We start from the raw sequence: 23,286 nt of genomic DNA on the forward strand, positions 1-23,286 counted from the left end.
AAAGGTTGCGGTCCATTTTTTACCATGTTCACAATAAACCCAGTACCGGTACAGTACTGGGTCGTGTTTCTTCATTTAAAAACGCTTTTTGTACACCATCATGGCAAAGAAATAGGCTACAAACAAGATCCCGACGCACCATGCAAGTGCAGTCCATAAATCATTGCCCACCGGCTGACCTGACAGCAACGCCCGAATGGCTTCGACGATCGAGGTTACCGGCTGATTTTCAGCAAAGGCACGAACGACCGAAGGCATCGACTCGGTCGGCACAAATGCCGAGCTAATAAACGGAAGGAAGATGATCGGGTAGGAAAAAGCGCTTGCGCCATCCACTGATTTTGCCGACAATCCTGCAATGGCAGCGACCCAGGTTAAGGCCAGTGTAAACAGCAGGAGTATGCCAGCTACCGCAAGCCATTCTAATATCCCTGCCGACGAACGAAAACCCATAACGAGCGCTACGAGAATGATAACGACAACCGAGATGGCATTGGATACCAGCGAGGTCAGCACATGCCCCCAAAGTAAGGTAGAACGCGAAATCGGCATGGAGTGAAACCGTTCGAATATACCTCGCTGCACATCGGTAAACAGGCGGAAAGCTGTATAGGATATACCGCTTGCAATCGCAATCAGCAGAATACCTGGCAACAGGTAGTTCACGTAGTTTTCCGTACCGGTTTGGATTGCGCCGCCAAACACATAGACGAATAGCAGCATCATCGCAATCGGAGTGATGCAGACCGTGAAGATGGTGTCCATACTGCGGGAAATATGGCGCATGGAACGTCCGAGCATTACACCCAAATCGTTAAAAAAATGTTTTTTTACCGTCTCCATTTATGCTCCCTCCTTCTTGCCGATAATGGAGAGGAATATCTCTTCCAAAGTCGGCTGTTTCTCCACATACTCCACCTTTGTTGATGGGAACAACTTTTTCAGCTCCGAAAGCGTGCCGCTGGCGATAATCTTACCCTCGTGCAGAATGGCAATTCGATCGGCAAGCTGCTCAGCCTCCTCCAAATACTGCGTGGTTAGGAATACCGTAGTGCCGCTGTCTGCAAGCTCCTTTACGATCTTCCAAACTTCGATGCGCGCCTCAGGGTCTAGACCTGTGGTGGGCTCATCGAGGAAAATAATCTGCGGTTTTCCCACAAGGCTCAAGGCGATGTCGAGCCTCCTGCGCATACCGCCCGAATAGGTAGACACCCTGCGATCGGCGGCTTCTGTCAATCCGAAGCGTTTAAGCAAGTCGTCAGCAACCTGACGCGGATTTTTGAGGTATCGTAGCTTGGCAATCATGATCAGATTTTCCCGTCCAGTCAAAATTTCGTCCACGGCGGCAAATTGCCCGGTCAGACTGATCGCCTGGCGTACATTCTCGGGTTTTGACGCAACATCGAATCCGTTTACGGTGGCGGTTCCGCTGTCTTGTTTGAGCAGCGTGGTGAGGATTTTGACAACCGTTGTCTTACCCGCCCCGTTGGAGCCGAGCAGGGCGAAAATACTGCCCTTTTCCACCTCGAAATCAACGCCCTTTAGGACGTGATGCTGCTTGTAGGATTTTTGGAGTCCAATGACTTGAATCGAATTATTTATCATAACTTCTCCCTCCTTATCGAACAGTAACCTTGGACAAATCGGCCCCCATGCCTTTAAGCGCAGCATAGGTCAGCTTATCCATGACTGCCTCGTCAAAGCAGATGGTTTTGATGGAACGGTAATATTTATTTGTCAACGAAAAATAAGCTTGAAAAGACACATTCTTGAGTGTTGCGCCCCTGAACGAGACTCCGTTTAATGCCGACTTGTCAAATTTAACGCCGATAAAGGTTTGCCCGTCAAGACGCAGCCCGCTCAGGTCGGAATTTACAAAGTTTACGCCGTCAAAGATACAACCTTCAAAGATTGTTTTTCTAAGGTCGATCTTGGTTAGCGTGACCTCGGTTAGTTTTACGCCTGTGAATTTTGCTCCGTCCATTCCCGAAGTACTGAAGTTGGTTCGTACAAGGATCGACTCATTGAAGCTTGCATCCGAAAGGTCTAAGGAGGAAAGGCTGCAGTCAGTCAGATTCGCACCATCAAAATTGGCTTCACGTACGTCGCTGGTTTTAAACGAACTGCCGGTCAAGTCTGCGCCTGCAAAGTCGGAACCGCGTAACGCGCTCGATGTAAAATTTCCTTTATGCGCAATAACACCCGCAAAGTCGCTCATTGGCAGGTTGCTCGCGCTAAAGTTTGTTACCACCTGCCGCTCCAGCGAGCGGGAGAGGTTAGCGACCTCTTGTACTGTTTGCTCGATGTCACCAATGCTATCGATGGTTATCTCGAAAGCTGTTTCATCATCTTTACCCTCTTCTTTGAGTTCACGGAACCGCTCCTGCAGGTCGAAGAGCAGATCCATTTTTAATTCCTCGACGCTTTTCACCCCATCGTACGGTGCGAATACACCATTTAAATAGTTGGTCAATTTGTCATTCATAGACATGCACTCTCCTTATAATAAATTTTTAAGCACACTCTTTGCGTACTCCCAGTTGTTTTTGTTGCGGGCGTAAGTCTCCCTGCCCTTCTCGGTTATTCTAAAATATTTGCGCCGGCCGCCTTGCGATTCGTCACCCCAATACCACTCGATATCACCCTCCGCCTCAAGTCGCCGAACACTGGAATACATTGTAGCTTCTTTTAGTTCATACTCACCGCCTGAGCGCTCCGCAATCAACTTGACAATTTCGTACCCATAACGATCTGCTTCGGATAAGAGTCGCAATATCATCGTATCGGTATGTCCGCGCAGCAGGTCGGATGTAATTTTGTTCTCGCTCATTTCATCACCTCACAACTGTATAATACGATACACTACTATGACTGTCAAGGTACTATTTTAATCAAAATACTAAGAAAAAGCCTTTGCCGAGAAGGTACGTCCTGATCATGAAGTTGCATTGGTTGTGAATAAAGTTATGCCAGTCCTTCTTCGACAACAAAAAAACCGCTGTTTACGCGGTTTCCAATGAATATATGTTTTTGTCCTCTGACAAACTTTACAAAATAAAAATTTTTTGAATACGATTCTCATATTTGGTTAAATTATGTCAATGATACTGAGGGTTAAGGAGAGGAAAGCAGTTTGGTTACATTTTATACTTTAGTAGTTATGAGTATTGGAATGGCAATAATCACTTTTATTGACTCTACAATGCTTCACACTACATTCCTAAAAGCATTAATGAATATCTTAGAATTTAAAAGACCAGCGGAGAGAATAATTGTATTAGTAACGGTTGGAACCAGCCTTATTTACTCCATTATTATTGATTATCGATTAAAGAATAATAAAAAAACATTATAGCCATCTAAGGAGCTAAGTACTGTGAAAACGAACCTTGTGGAAAAAATATCTTTGTCGCAGCTATTCGTTCTTCTACTCAGCTTCCAAATAGGTAATACAATTGTCGTCGGTATTGCAAATGAAGCAAAACAGGATGCGTGGATCGCTGTCATGCTCGCATCATTTATAGGAATTGGATTAATACAATTTTATAATTTCATTTTATTAAAAATGCCCAATAAAAACTTGTTTGAAATATTAGAGGCATGTTTTGGAAGGAAATCATCGATATTTTTATCATTGTGTTATATTGAATACTTTATTTATATTGCGTCCCGTAGTTTACGTGATTTTTGCGAAATGATTAAAATAGTTATTTTCCCAAATACGCCAATGGAGGTAATTTCGATAACCTTCATGTTAGTCATTTCTTATATTCTTTACATGGGAATAGAGGTTTTAGGGAGGAGTACCGAAATTATTTTACCATTTAGTATATTTTTTTTGGTTTTAATTATGTTCTTTCTGTTTATTAGCGGAAGTCTTCATTTTGTGAATTTACAGCCTATTCTTGCTGACGGTTTTAAACCAATAATAACGGCTATTTTTCCGGGCCTTCTGACTTTTCCAAATGGTGAACTAATTGTATATATGATTATCGGGGCTTATGTCAGTCAATTAATTCATGCAAAAAAAATAGGGACTATTTCTATTGCCTTAGCAGGGTTATTACTAACTTGTTTTGCTGTAATTAGAATTAGTGTCTTGGGATTTGAAATGAGTGAACGTGCTGTATTTCCTCTAGTGAATGCAGCACGAGAAATATCAGTTGCTCATTTTATAGAGCGGTTGGATGCATTCGTTGTTTTTGCGATGATGATGGGAATATACGTGAAAGTAAGTATATTTTTCTACTGCGCCCTACGGGGGTTAGAACACATTACAAAATTTCAATACCGATTCTTCGTTATTCCTATAGCTATGCAAATATCATTGTTTACAATATTAATTGCTGCTAACACCACTGAACACTTTCAAAAAGGCTTGAAGATCGTACCTTTCATTCATATCCCTTTCCAATTTCTAATCCCTTTTTTAATTTTTTTGTATATCATCTGGAGAAGTCGAGAAAAAAGGAGTGAGCCTTAAAAATGTTAATTAACAAAAAATTGAAAACCAAAATAAAAAATAAAGACATAAATGGCCAATGGAGTATTCCTCAAGAAAGCCAAAATAGAATGATAGAAGTAGATTTAGACAATAATCGAAAACGTTATCAAGAAATTTTCGGTTCCACATCTGATTTTTATACAGAGTCTATTTATTTTAATGGACGAGACGCACAACTTTGCTATCTTACATCAATGATTGATTCACAATCTATAACAGATAAAATTGTGCATATACTTTCCATTGCTTCTGTAAATAATTCACCTATGGAAAATGTTAATGAGCTTAACGATTTTTGTAAGGAGAAATTAGCAGGAACGCAATTTCAGTTGTTAGAATATGAATCTCAAGTAATAGAAAGTATTCTTACTGGTCATGTTATTTTTTTTATAAAAGACTTTGCCAAAGTAATTTCTATAGGAATGACTTCAACTTCATCACGCTCTATTGAAGAGCCTAGTACACAAGGAATTATTCGCGGTCCAAAAGATGGTTTTACCGAATCATGCGAAACAAATTTGAGCTTAATTCGGCGCAGAATAAAAAACCCTTCGCTTCGTTTCGAAAAACACATTTTAGGCTCAGATACCTCTACAACTACTTACTTGTGCTACATAGATGGAATTGTGAATCGTGGAATTCTAGAAGAAATAATCAAAAGAATTAGTGACATTAAAACCAATGCCCTATTTGATTCAGGAACACTTGAAGAATTAATTGCAGATAAAACGATCACACCTTTCCCTCTTATTTATAATTCTGAAAGACCAGATACGATCTCAGCAAATTTAGTGGAAGGAAAAATTGCTATTATTGTGGACGGAAGCCCATTCGTGCTTCTACTTCCAACTGTGCTTAATGATTTTTTCCAAGTATCTGAAGATTATTATCATCCTTTTATGATGAGTTCGTTTGCTCGAATGATTAGATATATATCCTTCATTATCTCTCTCCTGTTTCCTTCTATATATTTAGCTATTGCCACGTATCATATTGAAATAATTCCGACAACATTATTGGTAAGTCTTACATCACAAAGAGAAAATATTCCTTTTCCGGCTCTAATCGAAATAATTATGATGGAAATTACTTTTGAGATATTACGGGAGGCCGGTGCTCGTATGCCTAAAGCTGTAGGTCCTACCGTATCTATTGTTGGAGGGTTGGTTATCGGTCAAGCTGTTATTGAAGCTGGAATTGTTTCGACTACAACAGTGATAATTATTGCTTTATCGACCATCTCAAGCTTTGTCTCCCCTATTTATAGTTTTGCTGTATCGACTCGTTTATTGAGGTTTATTCTAATCCTGTTTGCTTCCTTATTAGGTCTTTACGGCGTGGCAATAGGTTTGATTCTTTTGATCGGACATTTGTGCAGCCTTCGTTCTTTCGGAATTCCCTACATGGCTCCGTTTGCGCCTTTTATAATTGAAGACCAAAAAGATGTTATTTTTCGATTTCCTATCTTTTCGTTAAAAAAGAGAACAAGTTTTCTTAAAACTAAAAAACAACTTAAACAACCTAATATTAAGTCCCCTACGCCCCCAATGGAGGAAGATTCTGAATGATAACAAGAATAATTAGTTTGTTTCTAACTTTGCTTATTATTATCACAATCGCAAGTGGTTGTTGGGACCGAAAAGAGCTTAATGAAGCATCACTTATTAGAGGTATTGCGATAGATAAAGGCAAGAATAAAAAATATAAACTAACAGCCGAATCGGTCATTGCAACAGAATTAAATCCGAAGACAGGTGGTAAGGCTACCCCTTCTATCGTATTTAGTGTAGAGGGCGATATGATAGCAGAACTTGTAAATAAATTGAATATTAGCTTCACTAGAACATCAATTTACTCTCATGTGCAAATTATAGTCATCAGTGAAGAGATTGCTAAAGAGGGTTTACTTGAATTTATCGACTTTATGGACAGAGATCGAGAAATACGAAATGAATATAATCTAATAATTGCGAAAGGCAGTTCAGCATCCGATGTATTAAAGGTTTCTTATCCTCTGCAAAAATCTTCTTCTTTCAAACTAAATACACAACTTGATACCATGTTCCAAGATTATGGCGGAACGCCCAATAGTAAACTTAAGGATTTTATTTCAGCTATGATTTCAAAAGGAAGAGAACCTACGGTGTCCTCTGTATCCATACAAGGTGATGTTGAAAAAGGAAAAAGAAAAAGTAATATGGAGACTACTGAGCCCGATGCTATGGTGTTAATGAGCGGAATAGCCGTTTTCAAGGCAATGAAGCTTAAAGGCTTTCTTGACGTTGATGATACTAGATATTATTTGTGGACACAAAACAGAATTAATTCAACCTCTATCACAGCTCCTTGTGAAAAAAATAAGTTCATCACAGTTCGTATTTTTTATTCTCGCACAAAAGTAACGGCTCACTACAAAAATGATAAGCCAATGATAAAGATTTTTGTTACATTAGATGGAAAATTAGAAGGTACACAATGTAGAGACGACATGAGGAAATTAGAAACAAACGAAAGATTTCAAAAACTGATTGAAAAACAGGTGGAAAATGGAATAAAAAGTATCATTAAAAACGTTCAAAAGAAATATGAATCCGATATATTTGGTTTCGGAGAAGTCATGAATAGGCAGGATTACAAAAGCTTCAAAGAAATCAAAGAGACTTGGAATGAGGAGTTCGTGAAGGCGGAAATTGAAGTGAATGTAAGCATGAAAATAAGATCCCCAGGATTGGAAACAAATACATTTTTAAATGATAACAACTAGTGGTAAGACTTCATAAGAGAGCCAGGTTCGGCTCTCTCGTATTACTTTCATTCCGTCGTTCCCAGTATAACCGGCTTAAATAAGGATGACTGCTTGCTAGATCCAATGCCGCTTCCCCATTCAACATAGCCCCGTCGTCCATTGCCGTCGTTCTCATTCACGACGATAGACAGGCTGAGCAAGCCGTCACTGGTCGTAATAGGAGCCAACTCAGTCCATGGAAGCGCCAACTGGTAAATGGTATCCTTCGCCGTCTCATCTCTTGTGATTTGCAGGTTAGGATTATCGATCGGTCCTGCTTCGAATCCTTGAGGCGCCATCCATCTGTAGAGCTCAGGACCTTGTGTGGTTAAAGCCATGCCATATTCATACCATTGCAAATTCTCGCCCGGCATTCCCGCAGACACGGCAAACTGTATACTGTCGCCTCCCCATATCGCATCTCCGCTATTCAGCTGTGACCACACATTGTCGTGGACGCGTGCATACATATACAGATTTTCCTCATCGTAGGTCGCCCATATTTTCCCGCTAAAATCATCAACGCCGCTGCTCGACGGAATTCTGGAATTAACATCAGTGATCAGATCGATCCCTGCTAATCCGTCTACATCATTAATCTGTTCAAGAGTACGATAGGGCATCAGCACTCTCCCTTCAGGAGCAGCTACTTTAAACGTACCTTCAGTCTGCAGCACCGCACCATCCTCCAAATAGATGAGGAAGCTATACGGCAGCAAAGTACCGACAGGCTGCCCGGTGAGCGGAAAGTCTACGGCAAGGTCTGAGTTTGATGGAATTGGCTCGTGATATTGCTCCGAACCAGTTGAGCCTCCGATATTCCAGTCGATCTGCGTCAACGTACGCCCGGTTTCTCTAGCATTGTTGATTAATACCTCGATAACATCCTCACCATTTCTCAGTACGTGCTTGGCTGAGCCGCCTTCTGCATGGCGTACCTTAACGGCAGTGAATATACCCGCTGTTGCCTTGCAATCGGCTGAGATCTCGGCTGAGACTCTCCAGCTCCCGATCTGATCCGCTTCTGGGAATTGAACGGAATAGTCACCTGGACCATCGATTTCAATCTCTTTGGTTACGCCGCGAAAGCTAATCGAGGCAGTCCCTTCGTCTTTAGGCGCCGATCGATCAACCTGAAGCACAACGGTAACCGCATCTCCTTGATAGACCGGATTGGTTTGAAGTGAATAAGGACTAGCCGCTTTAATATTTTCAAGGTTTCCTTGAATAAACAGCGGTTCACCGGACAAAGTCAAATACACTTTATCATTAGTCGGAGTATACGTATTTGTTCTGCCCATCATATCAGTTACTGTCAATGGATCTTCGGTAGATAACGTGACATTCTGCTCGGTTAGCGCCCATAGAACATGAATGTCTTGATTGTTTTTGTTGAATGTATAGCGATAAATGCCGTTTTTCTCCTTCTGACTGACGGGGGATGCACCGGTTAATTGTCTTGTAAGGGTTGACAATGCGACGTATGCCGGTTTAGGCGTATAAGCTCCAAGCGCATCGCCCATATTGTGGACAATGCCGAAATTATGCTCGTTATACAGCTTATCCGTGCCTGAATCCATCAGATTGTACCAGAAGATTTTCTCAACGCCTGCCGCGATACTAAGGACATAGCTGCGTATCAAATAGGATGCTTGCGTATTCTCATCTACGCCTGTTGGATTCAGATGGGTAGGCCACCCGATTTCCGAGAACCAGAGCGGAATGGTTTGACCGTTATTATAATCGCGTACTAGCTCGTTCAAGTGATCGATTTCTTCCAGCAGCCCTTCCGGTGTTTCCGGATACCGGTAGGGATGTACCGATAGTGTATCCATATAGTCCAGCCCGCCAAGCTCGAACAAATCCTCCAGCCAATCGAGCGGGACATCTGCCGTTACGCCGCCTACCACCGTAAGATCCGGCCGTACCGATTTTATAGCTTCATAGCCTTCCTTGAGCAGATTAAAGTAGATGTCTGATCGGGAAGCAGCAGGTCCGTTGCCGCCAAAATATGGGAGATTAAACTCGTTCCAGATCTCGCCCGATTTCAGCTGTGTGCCAAATTTATTCAGCATGGCTTTAACGTAATTCCCATAAGCGACATGCGCAGCTTCCGTATAAGGCGTTTTTCCAGCATCGTAATATTTATTGCTTAGTCCGAAGACTAGTAACGGATCAATACCGAAATCCCGGAATGATTGCAGAGGAAGCGTCGTTTTGGGATTAAACGTGTATTGGTTCTGGCTCAGCTCGACCTCGGACCAATAGAAGGAATCCCTTACGTTTTTGAGTCCTGCATGCTTGAGCAGCGGAGTCATCTCCCTGTTCCAGTTAATTCCAAAATGCGTCTGAATTCCAAATGGCGAAGCGGTTACAGCTGACAGATCAAATGCTGAAAGCGCAGCAAATGTCGTTTCTGTGCTTTTGATAACATTACCGGATGAAGAGGCTGTCAATGACAAACGGTAGTAGCCGTCCTCTGGCACGGTTACATTGAGACGCTGTTTGCCGCCTGTTACGGCAGAGGTTCCTGATACGACCGGCTCACCCCATGCATTAAAGGCGCTCCAATCCAGCGTATCTCCGGTCGTTAAGACGTCAAACGCGGCAGTACGACTGCCGGAGAATACATTGCCTATCTGAACCTGGGCAACAGCCAGCTCTGGGGGATTCACGGTCGCACGAATATCGTCGAACCAGATATCGCCTGTAGTTTTGCCAGCTTTCATAGATTGGCTCGTTAATTTAAAGTTTATTTTTTTGAGCGGACCATACCAGACGCCATCATTTTTGCCGCCCCATTTCGTATAATTGGTTCCCGAGGTGAATGAGCTGACGGTCACCTGCTGCCAATCGGTAGTAGGCTGCAGAATAATCGTCTGCTGATGATTCTGATTGGAATTGTCGAGCAGGATGAGATCGAAACGTGCCATATCACTCGTTTTGACCCAGAAGGATAGCTGCTGCGCATCGACTGGCAGTACTCGTTTGAACAAGTATTTCTCAAGCATGACATAGCTGTAGCGATAAGATGAGCTGCTTCCGAAATTGAGCTGGAGCTTGCCTGAAGAACTCCCGGACTGTGCGTTTGCAGCATCTCTCGTAAACTCTCCATTGCCAAGTGAGCCGCTGCTGCCGATCAGAAAATCCCATGTTTCATCCGCACTTTCAAAATCCCCTACGACTAGCTCTGTTGCTTGCGGGTCGGCAAATGCATGAGTACTGGAGTTCACCGGTCCTATCGCAGTGAACGTGCTGAAGAGCAGGGAAAGAAAAAGGATTCTTGATAACGCTTTCAACAACAAGCTCATCTGAATTCCACCTTTCTTTTTTTAGAATAAAGAGCAAAAATAGACGTGTACAAACTATCCTTCGTATGCTGAAGGAATTCTGTACATGTCCATTTTTGCGAATAAACATCGACTATTGGTTTGAGACGTTCCCGACTATGTCGGCTGTCTTTAATTTATATACCCTAGCTCCTTGAGCTGTGACTCAGCTGCCTTAACAAGCGTCTGATTGCCAAAAGCGGAATCGAGCGTTTCCAGGAATTTGCCGAACTCGCTCATCGGTCGTTTGCCATATGCAAACTTGGTCACTTCCTCCTGCGCATATTTGTCCGCGTCCGCACCATTGAAGCCTTCAGGGATAGAAATAAAGGAATTATATACCTCGATGCGCGGCTGATTGATGCCCGTTTCGATATCCTTGCTTTGATTGGCGAATTTCACCTTCAAATATTCAAGCTCCGGTCTTCCTACCAGCTGATAAGGCCAAATATAGGCCGCTTCTTTACCCATAAGATCTGTGGCGACGACCTTATCGCCCTCCACGTTGTAGTGGGTGCCCTCGAGTCCATATTGTACCAGCTTAAGTCCCTCGTCTGAGCCAATGTAATTGATCGCCTTCAGCACAGCCTGAAGCTTCTCAGGATTTTTCTCCAGCGCCTTAGGTAATGTGACGTAGCCGCTCGTTTTTCCAATATCTACATTGCCAGCGAACGATAGGCCGCCCGGACCGGTCAACGCATTTAATTGAATCCACTCCGCATTCGGATTTGCCGCTTTAATGCTCGCAAGCTTGTCATCCTTAGCCATTTGGGACCAGTCGGTAAAGACTATGCCGGCAAAGCCCTGGTAGATACGATCAAAGTTTTTGTTCACCAGAAGATCTGGATCGACGACGCCTGCGTCAAAAAACGTCTTCACGAACGATAGCGCTTCAGCAGAGCGTGGATCATAAAGGCCGTTAATCAGCTTGCCGTCTTCAATGGAGAACGTATTCCAAAGACCGGTTGATCCAAAAGCACTGAAGATGCCTTGGAAATTTCCGACCACACCAGCGCCGCCGATGCCGGATACGCCATACGTATCTTTCTGTCCATTGTTATCAGGATCTTGCTCACGGAAAGCGATCGCGGTTTGCAGCAGCTCATCCACCGATTGTGGTACGCTCAGCTTCAGCTTATCCAGCCAATCCTTTCGCACCCAGAAATTCGAAGCGGTTGGGTTGGGTTCTTTGACGATAGCAAATGTTTTCCCGTCTACGGTGCCTTTTTTGAGATTTTTTTCACCAACGAAGGCAGCAGCGTTCGACAATTGATCCATGTATGGCGTCAAATCGAGCAGCAGATTGTTTTTGACGTATTGATCGAACAGTCCTTTGTCCGGAAGCTCCATCACATCGGGGAAATTGGCGGCAGCGACGCGTGTGTTCAATTGATTGATGAAGTCGTCCTTATTCGCTGCTAGCGTCAACGAAAGCTCGACATTGACGCTGCCCAATATCTGCTCCTTCACGAAATCGACTTCCGGAAAGGTAACCCCTTGACCAACTTTAAACACTTCCACTTTGGCTGTCTTCGGCGCTTCAGTTGGCTTCGCTGTGCTCTCAGGCGTATTGGTGCTCACACTGTTCGTTGGTGGCTGGTTGCCTCCTGAGCAAGCGGTCACCAAAAGTGACAGCACGGCAGCAGCAGCGGCGGTTTTCATCCATTTGGTTTTCTTCAAATTCTCGTCCCCCCGTCATCTCGAAAATATATTTCGTATGCGATTGCTCGCGCATTACCCTTTAATCGAGCCCAGCAGCATGCCCTTCGTCAAATGCTTCTGAAAAAACGGATATACGAGGACAATCGGCAGACTTGCCGAGACGACCGCAGCCATCTGAAGCGTGGCCGTTGGCAGCGTCACTTCTACGTTAGTCTCCACCTGCGTGGCGGAAATAAGAATGTTGCGAACGACAAGCTGCAGCGGGTACAAATCGTGGTTCTGAATATACAAGACGCCAAGGAAAAACTGATTCCAGTGTCCTACCATATAGAAAAGTCCGATAGTCACAATGGATGGAATCGAAAGCGGTATGACCAGGTTCAGCAGCATGGTGCCTTCTCCCGCACCATCTATCCGCGCTGATTCGAACAGCTCCTCGGGTAAGCCTTCCAGAAACGTCTTCATAACGAGAATGTTGAACGCCCAGATTAGACTGGGAATAATCATCGCCCACATTGTGTTGAGCAAAAACGTAGATTTAACAACCAAATACGTTGGAATTAAGCCTCCGCTGAACAGCATCGTGAACACTACGAACAATAGCAGCGGTGTCCTCCAAGGCAGCTTCTTTCGGCTCAATGGATAAGCCATCAGCAGCGTAAGGGCAAGGTTCAGGGCGGTTCCTGCCGTGGAGAGAAATAATGTAACACCAAAAGCTTTTGGAATAATGGGACGGTCAAACAGCTGCTTGTACGCATCAAAGGTGATCGATTTCGGCAGCAGCACAAAACCTCCGTTGCGCATGACCTCCGAATAAGGAGTGAGGGATACGCTTATGACATACATAAAAGGAAGCAGCGTCGCTAACCCGACCGCGAGCAGTGCCGCGTAGATGAACCAATCAAAGGCTGTGAAACGCCGGTTTACCATATGCCTCCGCCTCCCCACCTTTTGGCCAGATGATTGGAGAAGAGCACCAGAAACATCCCGATTAACGATTTGAACAAACCAACAGCCGTTGCCAGACCGAAGCTAAGCTGCTCAAGGCCAGTGCGGTAGACCCACGTGTCGATAATATCTGCAACCTGATATACCTGAATATTGTACATCACGTATACTTGCTCGAAGCCTGCATCCAGCATATGCCCCAAGCGCAGAATGAGGAGCAGTACGATGACATTGCGAATACCCGGTAATGTAATATGCCATATTTGTCTCAGTCTTCCTGCTCCATCTACTCTGCTGGCCTCGTATAATGTAGGATCAATGGCCGACATCGCAGCGAGATAGATGATTGCGCCCCAGCCGATATTCTGCCAAATATCCGTCCCGACGAGCACGCTTCTAAACCAGTCATTAGAGGTAAGGAACGGGATTGTTTCCCCTGTCAGTTGGAGAATAAACCGGTTAACGACTCCGCTGCTCTCCGATAACATCGCCAAGCTGATGCCATATATAATTACCCAGGAGAAAAAGTGAGGCATGTAGCTGAGTGTCTGCACCCATCTCTTATACCACATGATCCTGCATTCATTTAACAGAATGGCCATTACGATCGGCGGCAGCATGCCGAGCACCAGCTTATACAAGCTGATGAGGAGTGTGTTGGCCATCAGTTGACTGAAATAGGGCGACTTGAAAAAAAAATGAAAATGCTTATACCATGGATCCGCCCAAGGACTGCTCATAATACCTGCTGCCAGATCGTAATCCTTAAAGGCCAGCACGGCTCCGTACATCGGCAGGTATCGGTAGATGAAAAACCAAATCAGACCCGGAAGCAGCATAATATAGAGCGCCTTCATCTGCCATGCCATTCTCATACGCTGCTCGTTCACTCCATCACCTCCTGATGTTCGATAAGTCCACTATATCAGGGAAATGGAAGGCTGTTTATAAACGGAGTTATGGAATTGATTGCACATTTTTAAGATTTACCAAAAAATCTGACTTCGCTTCAGTACGCTGTTTTGTGATTACCCATCGGTCCTGCGGAATTCTCCCGGCGTGAATCCATACTCGCGCTTGAACAGCCGAATAAAGTAATAATCCGAGTTCAAGCCTACTTTTTCGGCGATGAGGTTGAGCGGAAGATCCGTTCCCTTCAATAAAATTTTTGAGTGCTCCAAACGGACTTTCTGGACGAAGCGATTAAAGTTTTCACCTGCTTTTTTCTTGAACAATGCACTGAAATAATGCTCTTCCATCGCGACATGCGCAGCCATACCCTTAAGTGTAATCTCCTCGGCATAATGCAGTTGTATGTATTGCAATACGCGATTAACCTGGAGATGATCAGTCGAGTAGGATTGGTGTTTCGTATGCTGCTCCAGCTCTTCTACGAGATTTTTTTGGAGCTTATCCGTCATAAGCTGCTGAGACACTTTCTTCAGTGAAGCTCTCAGCTTCTCGATATCCATTGATAATTTAAGAATATAACTGCTGGCACCATATTCCAGAGCCTGCTGGGCATATTCGAAATCACTTACGCAGGTGAGCATAATAAACTTGGCTGTGCTGCCATCTGCCCTAGCCTGCTTGAGCAGATGAATACCATCCATTCGCGGCATGACGATATCTGTAATGACCAGGTCTGGTTGCTTCTCGCGAATCAGCTCCAATGCCGGAATGCCGTCAGCGGCCACTCCAACTAGCTTGAAGCCCTCCTGTTCCCAGGGGATCAGACGAATAATGGTGTCCCGTACAAAGTCTTCATCCTCTACAACAATGACAGACCATTCGATCTTAATCACCTTCCTTTTGATAAGGCATGGACAACAGTAAAGGCATGGTGAGAACAACCTTGGTGCCCCCTGCATTCGTTTCTATGACAAGCTGAGCATTCGATTTAAACAACAAGCCCATTCTTTCCTTCAGGTTGCGCAGGCCGATGCCCTTTCTCTTCCGCATGATCTGAAGTTTCGCAGCCTCCTCCATCCCAATGCCATTGTCTATCACGTGAAGGAGCAGCTGTTGACCGTCTCTTTTGGCATAAATATGAATGCTGCCCTTCCCCTCCATCGGTGCGATGCCATGCTGAATCGCATTTTCAACGAGCGGTTGGAGACTAAACTTCGGAACTAATGCATATTCGACCTCAGGGTCCACGGTAACCTCGTAAGTCATTTTGTCCAGATAGCGGTATTGCTGCAGTTTGAGATAGGAATGGGCTAGCTCTAGCTCGTCCTTCATATGTACAAGATCAACATCCATCCTCAGGCTTGCTTCCAGCAAATGGCCTAAATGAATGCAGATGTCGGCAATTTCCCGCTGTTCCCTGGCCAGAGCCATCCATTTCATCGTATTTAATGTGTTAAGCAGCAAATGTGGATTCATCTGGGAGAGAAGCACCTGAAACTGGGCGGCCTCCTTCTGACGCTCCTCCGCCTTTAGCCGCTCAATAAGACTGTCCATATTAAGAGTCATCGTGTTAAACGTTTTCGCCAGAAACAGTACCTCCCCATCCATCCCCCGCTCATCAAGCTGTACTTTAAATTGCTTATCGATCAATTGACCCATCTTGCGCTGCAGCAGCGCAAGCGGTCTCGTCGTCCGCAGCAGGATTAGATAGGTAACTAGCGTAAAGAAGCTGCTGAACAGCAGAAACTGCAGCATGGCATTTGCTCTCAGCTCATGCATGTCGCCTAGAAACAGCCCCATTGGAAATTGGCAGACGATGTACCATTGCAGAAGGGGATCATAGATATAATTAATGAGCACGGAGGCATCCGCATCTAAATAAGGGGTGGCGGTGGATAACTCTCCGTTAGTTATTTTAAACTGAATCGCTTGAGGGATGGGGAAATAAGGTTTGGTCTCAGCGAGTACGTGGCCATCCTTCATCACTGCAAAATTTTGCAGCGCGCCTACCGAGCTTGAGTTCGATGAAAACCAGCTCCCTAGCAAAAAGCGAATCCGATAATAGCCGGCAAGACTGCCGTCTTCCGTGCGCAGCGTGTTCATATACACGAGATTGGCTTGCCCGCCGATGAAAACCGTGCTCCATTGCAGCAGGCTGGCCGTTGACGGATCCAGTATTTCTTGACAAGAAGGCGAAGTCTGTTCATCTTGAGTACTATACAAGCATTCACCTTGGGTATTGAACAGCTCGCCATGAATCCACTCGCCATAGGTTAATCGGTCCTCTCGAATGAGCGTAATTCTATTCAAGAACAAAGCGGCGGCCTGTTCTCTTTCAGCGGGTTTATCCGATTGCCGCAAGGCTGAGATCGCTTCATCATCCTGCTCCCATCCGAAGGTCGCATGAAAGATCTGACTTCTCACATCTAGCAGCGTTGTCTTCAGCAGATTGAGCTGTTGCAAACTTTGGAAAGAAGTATTCTCCACAAAGGTGTTCTCCAGCCGGGTCTGATTGTTCATCTGAATCAGGAACAACGGGACAAGAATAATGACAAGAAAAGATAAAAAAAGCTTGGATTTAATCGATTGCGGTTTAACGTTTTGCCATAGCTTTTGAAGCATATTCTCTCCTCCAGCGAATGTCATCTCTTTCATATGTATCTATTCCAATCATTCTATGAACATACCAAATGCCAAAGATGTGCGTTAGTAGTATGTTATGAAGAACTTATACAAATTTAATATTCTTCATTGAGTACAAAATACCCCTTTTCTTTTGGAACATTATCCTTTAAGATAAAATCAAATTCGATGGTTACACGTGTAACCGAAACGGAGGATGAGCATGAAAACCCAATCATTTGCGTATGAGGTTGTCGTGTGTGGCGGCGGCCTGGCAGGATTCTGCGCGGCGGTGAGCTCCGCTAGACAAGGCGCTAGCACATGCCTGATTCAAGATCGTCCGGTGTTCGGGGGGAACAGCTCCTCGGAAATTAGAGTAACGCCGCATGGCGCGGCTGCCTTTCACGCCTATGCACGTGAAACCGGTATAATCTCCGAGCTCCTGGCTGCCGAACGTGCGGTTAATCATGAGAAAATTCGCGAGAACGGGTGGACGAACAGCGTCTGGGACCTGGTAATGTATGATATGGCCGTGAACACTCCGAATTTGACCTTCCATCTCAATACGTCCGTAACAAGCGTTCAGCACAGCGATGAAACCATTCAATCGGTCACAGCCGTTGTGGCGAATGCGGAAACGGTCTTAGTCATTGCGGGACATATTTTTATCGATTGCACGGGAGATGGCATCATAGCGGATATGGCGGGATGTGAGTCAAGATGGGGCTCTGAGGGCCGCGAGGAATTTAACGAACCACATGCCCCTCCTGTAGCTAGCAGCGATACGATGGGCAACTCCATTCATTTTCGAGCGAAGGATATGGGCCGCCCCGTTCCTTATAAAGCGCCGGATTGGGCGATCAAGCATGAGGATCCTGATTATTTCGCCAAGCAAGGCCGAGTCTTCTACGATACCGAAGCCGGTTACTGGTGGATTGAAATTGGTATTCCATGGAATACGATTTATGACAACGAGACCATCCGTCATGAGCTGACCAAACATACGCTAGGAATATGGGACTGGATGAAAAATCGTGATCCGGAGCTTAAGCAGAAAACGGCTAATCTAGCGCTTGACTGGATCGGTCAGGTGCCCGGTAAAAGGGAAAGCCGTAGAATTATGGGACAATATCTGATGACTGAGCATGATGTCCAGCAGAAAACTGTATTCGATGATGAAATTGCTTTTGGCGGATGGTTTGTCGATCTCCACACTCCTGGCGGGTTGCTTGCGCCAACTGCGGAGCTTGCCAGCGCGGAGGGCTACAATCTGACTAGTGAATATGCCCAGAAGAGCTATTGCGGTCCATACGGCATTCCATTCCGGATTATGGTAGCCAAGGATATTCGGAACCTGATGATGGCTGGCCGCAATGTGAGCGTCACTCATGCCGCGCTTGGTACGGTACGCGTGATGGGGACAACAGCCTTGTTAGGGCAAGCCGCGGGGACAGCAGCCGCTTATTCCCTTGCTCATGACATTGCACCTTCGGAGTTGACCCAAATTGGAATAAAGGATATTCAGCAGCGTATCATGAAGGATGGATGCTTCCTGCCGAATTACCATAACGAAGACAGTGACGATCATGCACGAAGCGCCAAAGTCACGGCCAGCAGCACTGCGCTGATTCATGGGGCTGGCCCGGATAGCAAGGATTTTACTTATGGCTTTAGAAGTGCAGAAGCACAGGCTTATCGCTATGGATTGAACGAGCCGCTCTATCAAACCCGCGGGCAATGGATTGCTGTACAGACCGATCACATAGACAGCCTTTCTGTTTGCTTAAGCAATCGCACCAACGAAAATCAGGTGATTCATGCTTCGATTGTTCCTGTTGAGCATATATGGGATTACCGGGCAGACACAGGTGAAATCTACGCTCAGACGGAGCTGATAATACCAGCTAACAGTGACAAAGCCTGGATCGAATGGTTTGTTGATCTGCAATTGCCCAAATCGGGAGGCTTCATCAGACTTCAGCTTTCACAAAATGAACAGGTGGAGTGGCATTCGGCAGGCACGACAATTCCAGGACATATTGCTGCATTTGATATGGGCGGTGGAAAAATGAGACGTTACCATACGGACGGAGGATCACAAAGCTACCGCATCTCCCCGCCGCAATACTGCTTTACCGGTGAACAAGTGATCAGCGGTGTAACAAGACCACATAAGTCGACGAATGTGTGGGTTTCCGATCCTTCCGAGCCCCTGCCGCAATGGCTTAGACTAGACTGGGCGGACAGCCATGGGATTCGTGAGATTCAGCTTACCTTCCCGGGCCATCTTATGCGAGAATATCATCAATATCCCCCCTTCTACCGCGATCCGCAATGCCCGAAGGACTTTGATATCGAGGCGCAAATCGAAGGAAATTGGCGTCAAATCGCAACAGTGAAAGACAATTATCAGCAGCGAGTTCGTCTTACTCTTGCGGACGCTGTTGTTACCGATTCGCTGCGCATCGTAGTAAGGGCTACGAATGGCAGCCCATCAGCGGCAATCATTGAGGTTCGGTGCTATTCATAATAAAAAGAGCTGCTCTGGATGATTGAAGTCCAGTGCAGCTCTTGTTTTATTTCAGGGAATCACGCGATATCCATTCGCTGGCGATAATAACCTCAGATATCGTTTTCTTGTTCTCTATTAACTCAAGCATAATGGCAAATCCAAGGTGGCCAAGCTCTCTTCTTGGCACGCTTAAGGTAGCAAGCGGAGGGTTAGAATGGGATGCCATCAAGATGTCTTCGCTGCCGAGAATAGATAATTGATCGGGGACAGCGACACTCGCAGTCCTGCACGCTGAAATCGCTCCAATTGCCATCAAATCGCTCGCGCAGACAAGTGCCGTGAACGGAATGTCTTGATGATCACGTAAAAAGGTCAGAAGCGCAGCTTCCGCTGCCTCAAGTCTTCCTCTTCCGATTAGATAATCTTCAGGACGCCAGACGAGCTGCTCAAGCTTCATAGCTTGTTGAAAACATATGTACCGATGCTCGTGGTAGTGTGCAGTATCACCATTTCCGAAGAAACCGATTCGCCTATGTCCACGTTTGACCAGCTCAGAAATGATCGTTCGGTAACTGCCTATCCAGTCTACATCTATAACGGGATAGATGCTGCTATCTATTCTTCCGGGGGACAGCAGATATAGAAAAGGCAGACCGCAGCTTCGAAGCTGCATTTGTCTTTCCTCATCGAGCGCTTGTCCAAGTACAATCAAGCCATCAACACGATCTTGAAGACTAGCAATCACAGACCCCTTCATACTCGTCTGATAGCTCTGAAAAACAAGAATATAACCGGCTTCCCGCGCACTCTGTTCCAAATGCAATAAGATGCCTGCTTCAAATGGATTGCCTAAATAGCTGACCAAAACCGCGATTTGCATCGTTTTCTTGGTTTTCAGAGATCTTGCCAGCAGATTAGGCTTGTAATGAAGCTGCTCCATCGCGCTCAGTACCTTGCGCCGTGTATCTTCACTCACCTTGGCTTTACCGTTTATGACATAAGATACGGTAGCCTCCGAAACCCCTGCTAATTTCGCCACATCGATTCGCTTTACGATAATACCGCCTGCCCTTAGTGGAAGGGGTTACCTTCCAGCCGATTGAATTAGCCGTAAATGGCCCGATCCATCGTATATTATAGCATATAAGTACAACCCCCAAATCAAAATCATATGATTTGGGGGTTGACAGAGGCTCTTACTTGACGTGTTCAGACATTACAATATTTCGATATACCCTTCTGTTCCATGCACGCGAATTCGTTGCCCATCTTTTATAAGTTTAGTAGCACTTTCCACTCCAACTACAGCTGGTAAGCCATATTCTCGTGCGATAACTGCTCCATGAGTCATCAGTCCACCAACTTCGGTGACTAGACCTTTAATGGATACAAACAATGGTGTCCAGCCAGGGTCAGTAAAGGTGGTGACTAATATATCTCCATCCTCTAGATCAGCATCTTCCATACTTAATATGACACGTGCTCTTCCCTCAATCATTCCGGAAGAAACAGGCAGACCTACAATAGCGTCAGCTGGAAGATTATCTCGTTCGTATTTACCCGTAATGATTTCACCATCAGACGTGATTACACGTGGTGGAGTTAGTTTGTTAAAAAATTTGTAATCGTCTTTTCGTTTGTTGATGATCTGATAATCCAGTTTATTCGTGCGTACGACTTCGTGAAGTTCTTCAAAAGTGAGATCGTATATATCTTCTTTTTCATGAATAACGCCGGCTTTTACGAGTTGTTTGGCTTCTTTCAGTAATGCCTGCTTATATACGAAGTATCGATTAATCATGCCGTATTTTGGATATTCGCGATAACCTATGAAATTCCGGATTAGGCTGATCACTCGTTTTGTTTCTTTGGCTTTTTGTTCACCATCCGGTAATTGCTTCAATCGATCTAATAACTCTTGTTCTTTTTCCAAAGCTTCCTGTCGCCCTTGCTCAAATTTCAGTTTGCCAGCATTAGGCTCAAAGTTTTTGATGTTACCAAGAATCATCGGGACAAGTGTAATTGGTTTTTCACTCCAACGAGTTTTCGTCATATCGATTTCACCGGCACATCGCATTCCGTATTTATGGAGATAAGCATAGATAGCATCTAGGGTTTGCTGTCCACCATTAAACTTAACGAGTTCATCCAGAAAGTTATCATCTTTTACATGTTGTAAATAATCAATTACTTCTGGGTAAGGACGAACCACATCTGCGACATCCAATAGCGCCAGACCCATTTCCGAAGTAATATTGTTTGGTACAGATTTAGTAAGCGTATCTGCTACGTTTTTTTCACCTAACCAGTCGTTCATTTTTTCATTGATCCATGACGAAGCATCCATAGCAGTCATAAACACAGCCGAACTTTGTGGGTCAAATAAAATCTTCTTTAATTGCTGGAGATCTTCTAGAATAAAATCAAATAAATCTGATCCTGATTTCGTTTGGATGGATAGTTTTAACTCTTCTATCGATGTTTGACTACGCTTAATCAACTCAGAAACAATTGTCGGATCGTTTTCGATCTGTGCTTGAAAATCCGAAGACGATATCTCTTCATTGCTTTTACTGGGACTAGGTATTTTTTTACCATCATCGGGTGACGATTTTATAAAATCTTCTCGCTCTACAACAGTCATGAGTGCGTCTTTTAAGAGCGGATCGTGTTGTCCCATCGTATTTAATAACCCTTTTCTGCTGTCAGGTGAAGCCAGCATACGTGTGACATCAACAAACAACCTTCCACCAGCTTTACGCATAGGTGCAGGAGTCGTTAACAGGAAAAAAGACAACCCCAGTGGTTTCATGGGGTCGGTCATCATTTGTTGATGACCAACAGATACATAGACGTGATTTTCTTGATCATTCGCTTCAGGGATCGGGTATAAAGTAGTGATTGGCCGACTCTGAACAATATAAAAAGTATCGTGGGCCAAACACCACTCGATGTCTTGCGGGCAGCCAAAATAAACTTCGATCTGTCTTCCGATGTGTGCTAGTTGTAAAATTTGTGGTTCAGTAAGTGTTTGAGTCTTTTGCTGATCAGGATCGATCTCCTTTGTCTCTGTTCCGCCTTCTGTTAGTCCATAGATAGCCAATTTTTTGGTTGATATCCTCTTATTGACGATTTCCCCTTCCTGTACTTTATAACAATCGGCAGATACCAAGCCAGAGACCAGTGCTTCTCCAAGTCCAAAACTGGCATCAATTGATAGCACCTTGCGGTTTGAGGTAACTGGATCAGCGGTAAATAAAATACCTGAAGCCTTTGGGAAAACCATCCTTTGAATGATAACGGATAAATACACTTGACGATGATCAAATTCATTTTGCATACGGTAGATGACAGCGCGATCCGTAAATAGAGATGCCCAACATTTGCTGATATGCTGCAAGATGGCATCGACGCCGATGATATTTAAATAGGTGTCTTGTTGACCAGCAAAAGATGCATGTGGTAAATCTTCAGCAGTCGCACTAGAACGCACTGCATAAGCATGTTCAACACCAAACTGAGAGAGATGGTGGGTAACTTCTTTCACAACATCGGAAGGAATTTCCACTTCCATAATGAGTTGTCGAATCTTCCTGCTGATTACACCAATTTGATCTCGATCTACTGCTTTTAGCATTGTAAGTTGATCCAACAACGCATGATACGTTTCGTTTTGTTCGATGGCTTGTTGATATCCGACTGTTGTAACACAAAATCCTTCTGGTACTTGTATTCCTTCAATTTTTGATAATTCTCCTAAATTTAATCCTTTTCCGCCAACGAGTAAAAGCTGTGTTTTTTCCATTTCCTGAAAGCCGAGAACCAAAGAACGCATTCAATATCACTCCTAACCATTAAATTGAGAAAACATTTGACAAGTGTTTACCGGCGTGGTATGATTAAATTGTAAGATGAAACAACTATGTCTAAGTAATGTGACTAGTGGTGATCTGATTATATCATCGTGCCTGTTTATATGCAATATTAAAGAACCTGATAAAACTACTCAGGT

Annotated in this window: 16 protein-coding genes; 4 read left to right on the top strand and 12 right to left on the bottom strand. The window is 44.5% G+C overall.

Annotation, left to right across the window (positions count from 1 at the left end; all coding sequences use genetic code 11):
• Positions 1-75: 75 nt before the first annotated feature.
• The 4 genes from AC0YN6_RS02665 to AC0YN6_RS02680 are packed head-to-tail and all read right to left on the bottom strand — an operon-like array spanning position 76 to position 2,830.
• On the bottom strand, positions 76-843 hold the full coding sequence (locus AC0YN6_RS02665) for an ABC transporter permease (protein WP_475744913.1): 768 nt from the start codon (positions 841-843) through the stop codon (positions 76-78).
• Positions 844-1,605 (bottom strand): ABC transporter ATP-binding protein, encoded by a 762-nt coding sequence (locus AC0YN6_RS02670; RefSeq protein WP_475744915.1) that lies wholly within the window; start codon positions 1,603-1,605, stop codon positions 844-846.
• Between the two features lie 13 nt (positions 1,606-1,618).
• Positions 1,619-2,485, bottom strand: coding sequence for a pentapeptide repeat-containing protein (locus tag AC0YN6_RS02675; RefSeq protein WP_475744917.1), 867 nt, complete (start codon positions 2,483-2,485; stop codon positions 1,619-1,621).
• A 15-nt stretch (positions 2,486-2,500) separates the two neighbouring features.
• The gene (locus AC0YN6_RS02680; RefSeq protein ID WP_475744918.1) at positions 2,501-2,830 is read right to left on the bottom strand and encodes a PadR family transcriptional regulator; all 330 of its coding nucleotides are present in this window, start codon (positions 2,828-2,830) and stop codon (positions 2,501-2,503) included.
• 546 nt (positions 2,831-3,376) lie between these two features.
• Between AC0YN6_RS02680 and AC0YN6_RS02685 the strand changes: the two genes are divergently transcribed.
• From AC0YN6_RS02685 to AC0YN6_RS02695, 3 genes are read left to right on the top strand one after another with little or no spacing between them, the layout of a single operon-like run.
• Positions 3,377-4,483, top strand: coding sequence for a GerAB/ArcD/ProY family transporter (locus AC0YN6_RS02685; RefSeq protein ID WP_475744919.1), 1,107 nt, complete (start codon positions 3,377-3,379; stop codon positions 4,481-4,483).
• Between the two features lie 2 nt (positions 4,484-4,485).
• Positions 4,486-6,072, top strand: a complete 1,587-nt coding sequence (locus AC0YN6_RS02690) for a spore germination protein (RefSeq protein ID WP_475744920.1) — start codon at positions 4,486-4,488, stop codon at positions 6,070-6,072.
• Entirely contained in the window at positions 6,069-7,268 is a 1,200-nt protein-coding gene (locus AC0YN6_RS02695) for a Ger(x)C family spore germination protein (RefSeq protein ID WP_475744922.1), read from the top strand. Before AC0YN6_RS02690 ends, AC0YN6_RS02695 begins: the two co-directional genes overlap by 4 nt.
• Positions 7,269-7,315: 47 nt before the next feature.
• On the opposite strand, the gene AC0YN6_RS02700 is transcribed toward AC0YN6_RS02695, so the two are convergent.
• The 6 genes from AC0YN6_RS02700 to AC0YN6_RS02725 all read right to left on the bottom strand — a co-directional run bounded on the left by AC0YN6_RS02700 (position 7,316) and on the right by AC0YN6_RS02725 (position 16,762).
• Complete coding sequence (locus tag AC0YN6_RS02700; protein WP_475744923.1) at positions 7,316-10,600, bottom strand: sugar-binding protein; 3,285 nt, start codon at positions 10,598-10,600, stop codon at positions 7,316-7,318.
• Between the two features lie 150 nt (positions 10,601-10,750).
• Positions 10,751-12,298 (bottom strand): type 2 periplasmic-binding domain-containing protein, encoded by a 1,548-nt coding sequence (locus AC0YN6_RS02705; protein ID WP_475744925.1) that lies wholly within the window; start codon positions 12,296-12,298, stop codon positions 10,751-10,753.
• A 54-nt stretch (positions 12,299-12,352) separates the two neighbouring features.
• Positions 12,353-13,210 carry a carbohydrate ABC transporter permease gene (locus tag AC0YN6_RS02710; protein WP_475744926.1) on the bottom strand — a complete coding sequence of 286 codons (858 nt, stop codon included), beginning with the start codon at positions 13,208-13,210 and terminating at the stop codon, positions 12,353-12,355.
• Positions 13,204-14,103, bottom strand: a complete 900-nt coding sequence (locus AC0YN6_RS02715; protein WP_475745514.1) for an ABC transporter permease — start codon at positions 14,101-14,103, stop codon at positions 13,204-13,206. Before AC0YN6_RS02715 ends, AC0YN6_RS02710 begins: the two co-directional genes overlap by 7 nt.
• Before the next feature lie 153 nt (positions 14,104-14,256).
• On the bottom strand, positions 14,257-15,033 hold the full coding sequence (locus tag AC0YN6_RS02720) for a response regulator transcription factor (RefSeq protein ID WP_475744928.1): 777 nt from the start codon (positions 15,031-15,033) through the stop codon (positions 14,257-14,259).
• Positions 15,026-16,762, bottom strand: coding sequence for a sensor histidine kinase (locus AC0YN6_RS02725; RefSeq protein ID WP_475744929.1), 1,737 nt, complete (start codon positions 16,760-16,762; stop codon positions 15,026-15,028). The genes AC0YN6_RS02720 and AC0YN6_RS02725 overlap by 8 nt, the downstream gene beginning before the upstream one ends.
• 223 nt (positions 16,763-16,985) lie before the next feature.
• On the opposite strand from AC0YN6_RS02725, the gene AC0YN6_RS02730 reads away from it, so the two are divergent.
• Positions 16,986-19,292: an FAD-dependent oxidoreductase gene (locus AC0YN6_RS02730; protein ID WP_475744931.1), complete on the top strand. Its 2,307-nt coding sequence runs from the start codon at positions 16,986-16,988 to the stop codon at positions 19,290-19,292.
• A gap of 46 nt (positions 19,293-19,338) precedes the next feature.
• Here AC0YN6_RS02730 and AC0YN6_RS02735 read toward each other — a convergent pair whose 3' ends face one another.
• Positions 19,339-20,313: a LacI family DNA-binding transcriptional regulator gene (locus tag AC0YN6_RS02735; RefSeq protein WP_475744933.1), complete on the bottom strand. Its 975-nt coding sequence runs from the start codon at positions 20,311-20,313 to the stop codon at positions 19,339-19,341.
• 177 nt (positions 20,314-20,490) lie between these two features.
• Positions 20,491-23,109 carry a phosphoenolpyruvate synthase gene (ppsA, locus tag AC0YN6_RS02740; RefSeq protein ID WP_475744935.1) on the bottom strand — a complete coding sequence of 873 codons (2,619 nt, stop codon included), beginning with the start codon at positions 23,107-23,109 and terminating at the stop codon, positions 20,491-20,493.
• Between the last annotated feature and the right edge of the window lie 177 nt (positions 23,110-23,286).

The sequence above is a fragment of the Paenibacillus sp. J22P15 genome, from assembly GCF_056269345.1.

Bases quoted from the DNA above. Each gene is read 5' to 3' on its own strand.
- AC0YN6_RS02665 (WP_475744913.1), bottom strand. From the start codon at position 843: ATGGAGACGGTAAAAAAACATTTTTTTAACGATTTGGGTGTAATGCTC.
- AC0YN6_RS02670 (WP_475744915.1), bottom strand. From the start codon at position 1,605: ATGATAAATAATTCGATTCAAGTCATTGGACTCCAAAAATCCTACAAG.
- AC0YN6_RS02675 (WP_475744917.1), bottom strand. From the start codon at position 2,485: ATGAATGACAAATTGACCAACTATTTAAATGGTGTATTCGCACCGTAC.
- AC0YN6_RS02680 (WP_475744918.1), bottom strand. From the start codon at position 2,830: ATGAGCGAGAACAAAATTACATCCGACCTGCTGCGCGGACATACCGAT.
- AC0YN6_RS02690 (WP_475744920.1), top strand. From the start codon at position 4,486: ATGTTAATTAACAAAAAATTGAAAACCAAAATAAAAAATAAAGACATA.
- AC0YN6_RS02695 (WP_475744922.1), top strand. From the start codon at position 6,069: ATGATAACAAGAATAATTAGTTTGTTTCTAACTTTGCTTATTATTATC.
- AC0YN6_RS02700 (WP_475744923.1), bottom strand. From the start codon at position 10,600: ATGAGCTTGTTGTTGAAAGCGTTATCAAGAATCCTTTTTCTTTCCCTG.
- AC0YN6_RS02710 (WP_475744926.1), bottom strand. From the start codon at position 13,210: ATGGTAAACCGGCGTTTCACAGCCTTTGATTGGTTCATCTACGCGGCA.
- AC0YN6_RS02715 (WP_475745514.1), bottom strand. From the start codon at position 14,103: ATGAGAATGGCATGGCAGATGAAGGCGCTCTATATTATGCTGCTTCCG.
- AC0YN6_RS02725 (WP_475744929.1), bottom strand. From the start codon at position 16,762: ATGCTTCAAAAGCTATGGCAAAACGTTAAACCGCAATCGATTAAATCC.
- AC0YN6_RS02730 (WP_475744931.1), top strand. From the start codon at position 16,986: ATGAAAACCCAATCATTTGCGTATGAGGTTGTCGTGTGTGGCGGCGGC.
- ppsA (WP_475744935.1), bottom strand. From the start codon at position 23,109: ATGCGTTCTTTGGTTCTCGGCTTTCAGGAAATGGAAAAAACACAGCTT.